The organism is Segatella cerevisiae (assembly GCF_024054555.1).
Classification (GTDB): domain Bacteria; phylum Bacteroidota; class Bacteroidia; order Bacteroidales; family Bacteroidaceae; genus Prevotella; species Prevotella cerevisiae.
In genome coordinates, this window is sequence record NZ_JAMXLY010000070.1 from 1 (window position 1) to 8,446 (window position 8,446).

Consider the following 8,446-nt stretch of genomic DNA (forward strand, 5'->3'; position numbering starts at 1 on the left):
CTTGTCTGAGGCAGAATACACTGCAATTGATCATGTGCGATGGAAAAATCGCAGCCTGACAGTAAATGGCAAAGATAACTGAGAATGAGAAACAAAAAAGAGGATGTATCTTTTGACACACCCTCATTTTTATAGATATCTATGGCCATCGTGGCATTGGGAAGGATTTGGTCAGTTTCGCCACTGATGTTGAAAATGATTATACTTTCTTCTAAAACTGTTTGATGTTTTTCATTTCTATTGGAACACGTCTTCGCATCTGAAAATCCACTTCCATCTCTTTCATGGACACCTATTCATGCATCTTGTTGCTGTATGACTATACGTTCTGTTCACAGCCACATAAGGTTTTGTTGCTGGTTAGTCATAATTTCTGTTGAAGCACTTCTATACACCCTAACGACGTACGTTCTTGCACCTTAATGACGTACGTTCTTACACCCTAATGTCGTACGTTCTCATATCTTAATGACGTACGTTCTTATATCCTCAATATCGTACGTTATTAATACGAACTAAACTCTAAAATAAGTAGATACTTTTTCTTTTCATAAACGAAATCAGTAGACACTATCATTTAAGTCATGCAGATTAACTAGACACAATAGATTAATCCCTGCATATTTCATTGATAAACCGTCCGTTTCTAATCTTTTTTTATTTCTCAGGCAAAGGTATACCTTGTCCTTCTGCGTGTAGTCAGTTTGTGAGTTGGACGCATCAACCTTTTTCGAGGATCTGCTTGAGGAATTTCGGGGTATATCCTTTTTGGCTTTTTGCCACTTGTTCCGGCGTCCCTGTACTCAGGACAGTCCCACCATTACGACCACCTTCAGGGCCGATGTCGATGATATAATCAGCTAGTTTGATGACGTCTAGGTTATGTTCGATGATGATGACCGTATTGCCGCGATCAACTAGTTTTTGTAGCACTTCCATCAATATTCTGATGTCCTCAAAATGCAGTCCGGTGGTAGGTTCATCCAGAATATACAGTGTTTTCCCTGTATCCTTTTTGGCCAATTCCGTAGCTAATTTTACACGTTGGCTTTCACCACCTGAAAGGGTAGTAGAACTCTGACCGAGTTTGATGTATCCTAAGCCAACGTCCTGGAGTGTTTTGATCTTCTGGAGGATCTGGGGGACATTTTCAAAGAATTCGACAGCTTGGTTGATGGTCATATCGAGAACATCGGCGATACTTTTGCCTTTGTACCTTACTTCCAAAGTCTCCCGATTGTATCGTTTCCCGTGACAGACCTCGCAAGGAACCATCACATCAGGAAGCAAATTCATTTCTATAGTCTTATAGCCGTTTCCTTTGCAAGCTTCGCAGCGACCTCCCTTGACATTAAAAGAAAAGCGGCCGGGTTTGTATCCCCTGATTTTAGCTTCAGGTAAACCTACAAAGAGTGTCCTGATGTCACTGAATACACCCGTATAGGTAGCAGGATTCGACCGAGGAGTCCTTCCGATGGGACTCTGGTCCACATTAACTACCTTGTCTATGTTTTCTATTCCTTCGATCTTGTCGTAGGCCATGGGCTTTTTGAGTGAGCGATAGAAATAGTGGGAGAGGATGGGCTGCAGGGTCTCGTTGATCAGCGTGGACTTGCCGGACCCACTTACTCCTGTGACCACGATCAGGTCGCCCAGGGGGAAGGTGACATTGATGTCCTTCAGATTATTTCCTTTGCACCCGTAGAGGGTGATGGACTTGCCGTTCCCCTTTCGACGCTGTTTGGGAATGACAATCTTCTTTATTCCCGCAAGGTACTGTGCCGTGAGGGTCAGTTGACGGCCTGTCTCTCCTGATCCTGGGGGGAAGGGGGTACCTTTCATCATCTCCGCAGGAGTACCTTGAAAGACGACCTCGCCACCTTTTCTTCCCGCCTTGGGTCCGATGTCGATAATCCAGTCGGCTGAGCGCATCATGTCTTCATCATGTTCCACGACAATGACGGTGTTTCCTAAATCGCGCAGTTCCTTGAGCGAATTGATCAGCCGTTGGTTATCCCGCTGGTGCAGGCCGATACTTGGCTCATCAAGGATATAGAGTACATTGACCAGTTGACTGCCAATCTGTGTGGCCAGTCGGATACGCTGGCTCTCGCCACCGGACAGGGATGCTGACTGACGGTTGAGGGAGAGATAGTCTAGACCAACTTCCAGAAGGAAATTAACTCTGGAGCGGAGCTCCTTGACAATTTCGTCTGCGATTTTCCTTTGCTGGGGCTCCAGATGGTCCTCGACATGGTCAAGCCATTCTTTTAAGTCAGAAATATCCAGGTTGGCTACTTCTGAGATGTTCTTGCCCCAGATCTTATAGGATAGTGATTCTTTCTTCAGGCGCATGCCGTGGCATTCGGGACAGGTGATCTCGGCAAGAAACTGGTCTGCCCATTTTTTCCCGCTTGCCGAATCATCGTTTTCCATTACGGTTTGCAGGTATTTCACTACGCCGTCGAAGGGGACGAAATAATCGCTTGAGGTATGGACTTTTTCTTTCGGGATGCGGACATCCTCAACGCTTCCGTAAAGGATCTCATTCATGGCTTCATCGGAGATCTGTTTCACCGGTGTTCTCAGGGTATAGTTATATTTTCCGAGCATGACTTCTATCTGCCAGAAGATCATCTGGTTCTTGTATTTCCCTAAGGGTACGATTGCTCCGTCATGGATGCTCTTCCCGGGGTCTGGAATCACTTTCTTCAGGTCGATCTCATTGATCTTCCCCAGACCTTTACAGTGTGGGCATGCTCCTTCCGGGGAATTGAATGAAAACAGGTTCGGGGCAGGATCTCCGTATGCCAGGCCTGTTGTCGGATCCATGAGACGCTTGGAGTAATTCTTCACGCTGCCGGTATCCTTGTCAAGGATCATCAGGATGCCGTTCCCTTGCTTCATGGCAGTCTGTATGCTGCGGCGGAGACGGTCTTCATCTTTATCCTCGACGGCCATCTTGTCAATGACTACTTCAATATTGTGGTTCTTATAACGGTCGACTTTCATCCCGCGGACAATCTCTTTCATCTCTCCATCCACACGGACATAAAGGAACCCCTTTCGTCTTAAGGTTTCGAAGAGTTCGCGATAATGACCTTTGCGCTGTCTGATCAGCGGGGCAAGAATATAAATCCGTTTGCCGGCATAGTCCTTGAGGATCATCTCAATGACCTGCTCTTCGGTGTACTTCATCATTCTTTCACCGCTCCGATAACTATATGCCGTTCCTGCACGGGCGAAAAGAAGTCGTAGATAGTCATAGATCTCTGTGGTCGTTCCTACAGTGGACCGGGGATTCTTATTGGTGGTTTTCTGCTCGATGCTGATGACCGGACTCAGACCTGTGATCTTGTCTACATCCGGACGTTCCATATCCCCTAAGAAGTTGCGCGCGTATGCAGAAAAAGTCTCGATATAGCGTCTCTGTCCTTCTGCAAAAATGGTGTCGAAAGCCAGAGAGGATTTGCCTGACCCGGAGAGACCTGTAATAACCGTTAGAGAATTGCGGGGAATCATGACATCCACATCCTTCAGGTTGTGTACACGTGCTCCCCAAACATTGATCTTTTCATCTTCTCGTTGCATGATAGCTAATCTCTATTGTATCTTCTGCTTCTTACAGCAGTATAGTTTTAGGTGGTTGTAAGCCGTTATTGGAGTCAGACCGTTCTGGATGTACCTTCAGATCGCCCTGTCATCTTGCCCCATATTCTTAAGGGACCCCTATGTCGGTTGGAATTCCCGCTTTTTCAGGACAATATCCCGAAGGTCAGAGTAGACATGGGCCGAAGTGCTCTCTTTATAAGGCCATATCTTTGCAAATTTACAGGAATTCCCTTTAAAAACAAAATAAAATACTCGTTTTTATGGTTTCATGGCAGGAACAAGGACTTCTCTCTTTTTCTAATGAAAGGGATGTTTCGGTGAAAAGTCAGAAGAAAAAACAAGAATAAAGGTGAGAAAGGCTTGGATACCCTTCTGATCACTCCTGGCATATGTTTATACGGAGTTATCCTACACCTACTATGGAATTCAGTATGATAACGGTGAATACGATGGCTGTGATCACCACATAGAGCCAGTCCTTCTGACGGGCAAAATCTATTAATGACAAAGCTACGCGGAGTATAGGGGTGAGCATGAGTACAAGCACTCCCAGTTGAATCCAGTCTTTGGCTGCGAGGGTCGTCAGACCATTGAGAATACCGCCGATAGAGGTAAAGGAGGCGGGCTCCCTGCGGAACACGGAATAGTCGGGAATCGTTTCTCCGCCGTGCCGGACCAGATAGTAAATTCCACTGATCAATGCGATCGTACAAGCGGTGACTACCCCGATACGCAGGGTATTGCCAATCAGTTCCCTCATGTCTGTTTGAGACCTATTATCTTTCTCTTTCATCTTATCAGAATTTACCTGCAAAACCATTATAGATCATGTTAATGGCTACTAACAGAATGGCTATGGCAAAGATCTTTCTCAGCAGACTCACGTTGAGTTTCTTTAACAACTGGGCACCGGTCAGGGCTCCACACAGGACTCCGACCATGATGGGAAAGGCTATCCCTGGTTCTATATAACCGCGCTGGAGATAAACGACCGCAGAGGTGACTGCGGTGACTCCAATCATAAAATTACTCGTCGTCGTACTTACCTTGAAGGGTACTTTCATGAAATTGTCCATGGCCAGAACTTTCAGGACACCGCTTCCTATTCCCAATAGTCCGGAAAGGATCCCGGCTACAATCATGGTCAGGAATCCTCCGATAACATGAGTGAGTTCATAGCTCTTCGGCCCTTCTTTGGTGGGGTACGTCCCGAAAAGTTTCAATTTCTTCGCCAGGTCGCTCCCCTTGACGTTCTCATGGTCTGCTGACTGCCTTTGCTGCATTACGGCCGTAAGGATCAGGACCAGCCCGAAGACGACGGCAATTGCATTCGTGGGCATCCATAAGGCAATGACGGCTCCTGCCACGGCACCTATACTCGTGGCGATTTCGAGGAACATGCCCAGGCGAATATTCGTCATGCCTTCCTTGACGTATGCGCTGGCTGATCCCGAGGAAGTGGCAATGGATGCTACAAGTGCTGCTCCTATGGCGTAGCGGAAATCAATATGAAAAACAAGTGTAAGGAGTGGGATTACGATGACCCCTCCGCCTAATCCTGTCAAAGATCCTAACAGTCCGGCGGCGTATGCTCCGGCGAGTAAAATTAAAGTAAAAACCAGAATAGTCATATCCGTGTATATTTTTTACGGTTTCCCAGAGCGTCACTTCGTCCTTGACGTTTAAGTTGAACTTCTCTTTACCTTTGGCAGCAAAATTACGAAAAATATTCTGATTAAAGTATAAAAGTGATTATTATTGCCGGAACCGGATGTAAAAAATGCTTTTTTGATGCAAGGTTCTACTTCTTGTCGCATTTAGTAGGTAGATTAATGAAAAGGAAAGAAAATGAATAGGACAGTAAAATTTTGGGTAATGGGATTGGTTCTGCTCACAACAGCCTTTTCCTTGCAGTCGTGTTTGAACGACGATGATGACGATTGGTATTATGACAATGGTGCGAATGCACTTGTTACGTTGAAAACATCATCGAAAGGGCATTTGCTCCTTCAACTGGATGATTCTACTTTGCTTTACCCGGTGAATATAAGTGCTTCTCCTTATGGTAATAAAGAGATAAGGGCACTGGTAAGAATCAGGGATCCGAAAGATAGTGAACTTGGAAATGGTGTTCTCTCGGATAGTTTGAGAAATGTCTATGTCTCCTGGATGGACAGTGTGCGTACCAAACCTATGGCTCGTAGCTATGGGGTGAAGAATGATTCTATCTATGGCAATGATCCTCTGGAAGTCTTGAACAGTTGGATGACGGTTGTCGAAGATGGGTATCTTACCGTGAACTTCCGGACGTATTTTGGGGATGGCGCAGTCCATACCTTGAATTTGGTCAAAGGTGATTCTCTGAATGTTCTGGAACTCCATCAGGATGCGAAGGGTGATCTCGGAGGACGGCCCGGAGATGGCATTATTGCTTTCCGACTGGATTCCCTGCCGGACACGAAGGGGAAAATCGGGACCTTTACCTTAAAATGGAAATCATTTGATGGAGAAAAGAGCCATCAATTTAAATATCGTACACGAAAATGAGCTGATCGGCCGTTTATTCTATAATAAACGGAAGTTGAGGGATGCGTAGTGAGGAGACTGACAAAGAACAGCGGATTATCCGACTTTTTCACCAGGGCGATGCTTCGGCGATGGATTTGCTGTACACTGATTATGCCGGTTACCTCACGGGGGTAGGTTTTCGTTATATCTCTGATGATGATGACCTGAAGGATGTCTTGCAGGAGAGTTTCATCAAGATCTTTACCTGCATCAATTCTTTCACTTACCGGGGGAAAGGTTCATTGAAGGCGTGGATGACTCGCATCGTGATCAACGAGTCTCTTCAGTTCCTCCGGCGTCAACAGGCTTCTCAGATCGTCAGGATGGATGATCTTGATTTGCCGGATATGGCAGAGGAGGAACCTGACCTGACGGGGTTGAGTGCTGATAGTCTTTCTGAGATGATCAGACACCTTCCGCCGGGCTGCAGGGAGGTATTCAACCTTTATGCTGTTGAGGGGAAAAGTCATATCGAAATTGCACGGTTATTGAATATCAAACCGGACACATCGGCTTCTCAGTTTCATCGCGCCAGGGCTATTCTGGCCAGGATGATCAGAAAGTATCAATTAAAAAAAGCACGGGAATGAAAGATCAATGGATCAGGGATATGCGCCGTCTTTTAGACGGCTATGAAAAGGATCCTCCTGATGGCTTGCTGGATGAGGTCAAGCAGGCTATCGGGGAACGGAACCTCCGGCCCGTGCCTGAACGAAAAACAAGGAAGATTCCTCTGTGGCTTGTCCGTTCTGTTGCGGCTGTGGCCGTTGCTGTGGGGATAGGGATATTGGTGTTTCATCTCCCTGTCACACGGGAGAGGTCTGAAGTGCAGACGGCTCAGGAATCTTCCCGTCCGCCGTATAGGAATGGGCATACTGCCATACAGCAGACTGAATCGGATCATCATCCGGGAACCGTTGCCGGTGTGCTGGCTTCTGTAGAGAGGGCCTTGAGTCCCATGTCCTCACAGGGGAGGAAAGTACATGTCCTGCGGTCAGCACCATCTTCCGCCCTTCTGGCGAAGGTGAATGTCCCGGCTCAGATCTCTTCTGATCATTTGGAGTCGTCTGTAAGTATACCGTCTTCGGGAGTTTCCGGATTTCCGGAAAATCCTTTGAATCCTTCTCTGCCGCAATCTGCCGGATCTGCCGGCGAGTCTTCTGGGAGGGTACGGATAAGCAGGAAAGAGGAGGGGATGAATCATCAGGAGTATATGGCTTCTGCGTCTCTGCCTGCTGCGAGGCATCATCGGAGAAAATCGGTGAGTATCGGCCCTTTCTGCTCTGGTGCAATGGGAGGAGATGACGGTTCGGCAGGTCCGGAAATGGTCTTTGCTGATGCTGCTCCGTATGGCCCTTCTGAATCACGGGCATATCCTGTTATGAGTGGGCTGGTCTACGGGGTAGATCAGTTACATACGAGTACTCACTATGACCAACCTGTGAAACTTGGTCTGTCACTGGGGTATCCTGTGACGGATGGGCTTGGCCTGCATGTCGGGATCGTTTACAGTCTGTTGTCTTCAGACGAGACCCGGAGCAACTCTACAGAAGAGTATAAAACTCATCAGAAACTCCATTATGTCGATTTACAGTTGTCGGCCAGTCAAAGTATCTGGAGAAAAGACCATTTCCATTTTTATGTCACTGCCGGTGGTGGTGGCGCCAGGATGGTCAGTGGCGAGGCGAAGACGAAATATTATGTTAATGATGGCTTGATTTCTACTACAAAAAATGATGTAAAGATGCATCAGCTGCAGTGGTCTGTAAATGGGACGGCTGGAGTGGAGTATAATTTTATGCCCCATGTGAGTCTGTATGTTGAGCCTGGCATCAGTTATTATTTTAAGAATGGAAGTCAGTTACATACTTATTATCGGGATAAACCCTTACGGCCCAGTTTGAGCATCGGCCTGAGATTCAATATCAGGGATGTAGGGAAATAAATGCCGGATTCCCGTAATATTCGTTACGGTGTACGCATTATCTGACTTCTTGAAAACTAGTTGCCGATTTTTTTATTTAGAAGTGGTGATTTGTGTCCTTTTTCCTTTCAGATTTTGAGTTTTGAATAAAATATGGTAGTTTTGTAGTACCAAAAATATATCCTGATAACAGGATATAGATGATGAAAATTGGAATGATTATCCTCAATTGGGTGATTAATAATTTTGAGTATTCCCCGATATTCATTACCTTTGCATCAATTATCAAAACCTCGTCAAAATGAAACTGATAGAATTTTCAAAACGCTTCCCCGATGAAGC

At 46.2% G+C, this 8,446-nt stretch carries 6 protein-coding genes; 3 read left to right on the forward strand and 3 right to left on the reverse strand.

Annotated features, from left to right (window positions below):
- Positions 1-720: 720 nt before the first annotated feature.
- From uvrA to NG821_RS11920, 3 genes are all read right to left on the reverse strand, one after another.
- The gene (uvrA, locus tag NG821_RS11910) at positions 721-3,591 is read right to left on the reverse strand and encodes an excinuclease ABC subunit UvrA (RefSeq protein WP_252761878.1); all 2,871 of its coding nucleotides are present in this window, start codon (positions 3,589-3,591) and stop codon (positions 721-723) included.
- 424 nt (positions 3,592-4,015) lie between these two features.
- Entirely contained in the window at positions 4,016-4,405 is a 390-nt protein-coding gene (locus NG821_RS11915; RefSeq protein WP_252761879.1) for a DUF1634 domain-containing protein, read from the reverse strand.
- Between the two features lie 4 nt (positions 4,406-4,409).
- A complete protein-coding gene (locus NG821_RS11920; RefSeq protein ID WP_252761880.1) occupies positions 4,410-5,243 on the reverse strand; it encodes a sulfite exporter TauE/SafE family protein in 834 nt (277 codons plus the stop codon).
- A gap of 217 nt (positions 5,244-5,460) precedes the next feature.
- Here NG821_RS11920 and NG821_RS11925 point away from each other — a divergent pair, with 217 nt between their 5' ends.
- The 3 genes from NG821_RS11925 to NG821_RS11935 are packed head-to-tail and all read left to right on the forward strand — an operon-like array spanning position 5,461 to position 8,125.
- Positions 5,461-6,159 carry a NigD1/NigD2 family lipoprotein gene (locus NG821_RS11925; RefSeq protein WP_252761881.1) on the forward strand — a complete coding sequence of 233 codons (699 nt, stop codon included), beginning with the start codon at positions 5,461-5,463 and terminating at the stop codon, positions 6,157-6,159.
- A gap of 41 nt (positions 6,160-6,200) precedes the next feature.
- A complete protein-coding gene (locus NG821_RS11930; RefSeq protein WP_252761882.1) occupies positions 6,201-6,770 on the forward strand; it encodes an RNA polymerase sigma factor in 570 nt (189 codons plus the stop codon).
- Positions 6,767-8,125, forward strand: a complete 1,359-nt coding sequence (locus NG821_RS11935; protein WP_252761883.1) for an outer membrane beta-barrel protein — start codon at positions 6,767-6,769, stop codon at positions 8,123-8,125. Before NG821_RS11930 ends, NG821_RS11935 begins: the two co-directional genes overlap by 4 nt.
- Positions 8,126-8,446: the final 321 nt, after the last annotated feature.

Excerpts from the sequence above, each read along its gene's own strand:
- uvrA (WP_252761878.1), bottom strand. The coding sequence starts at position 3,591 with ATGCAACGAGAAGATGAAAAGATCAATGTTTGGGGAGCACGTGTACAC.
- NG821_RS11915 (WP_252761879.1), bottom strand. The coding sequence starts at position 4,405 with ATGAAAGAGAAAGATAATAGGTCTCAAACAGACATGAGGGAACTGATT.
- NG821_RS11920 (WP_252761880.1), bottom strand. The coding sequence starts at position 5,243 with ATGACTATTCTGGTTTTTACTTTAATTTTACTCGCCGGAGCATACGCC.
- NG821_RS11925 (WP_252761881.1), top strand. The coding sequence starts at position 5,461 with ATGAATAGGACAGTAAAATTTTGGGTAATGGGATTGGTTCTGCTCACA.
- NG821_RS11930 (WP_252761882.1), top strand. The coding sequence starts at position 6,201 with ATGCGTAGTGAGGAGACTGACAAAGAACAGCGGATTATCCGACTTTTT.
- NG821_RS11935 (WP_252761883.1), top strand. The coding sequence starts at position 6,767 with ATGAAAGATCAATGGATCAGGGATATGCGCCGTCTTTTAGACGGCTAT.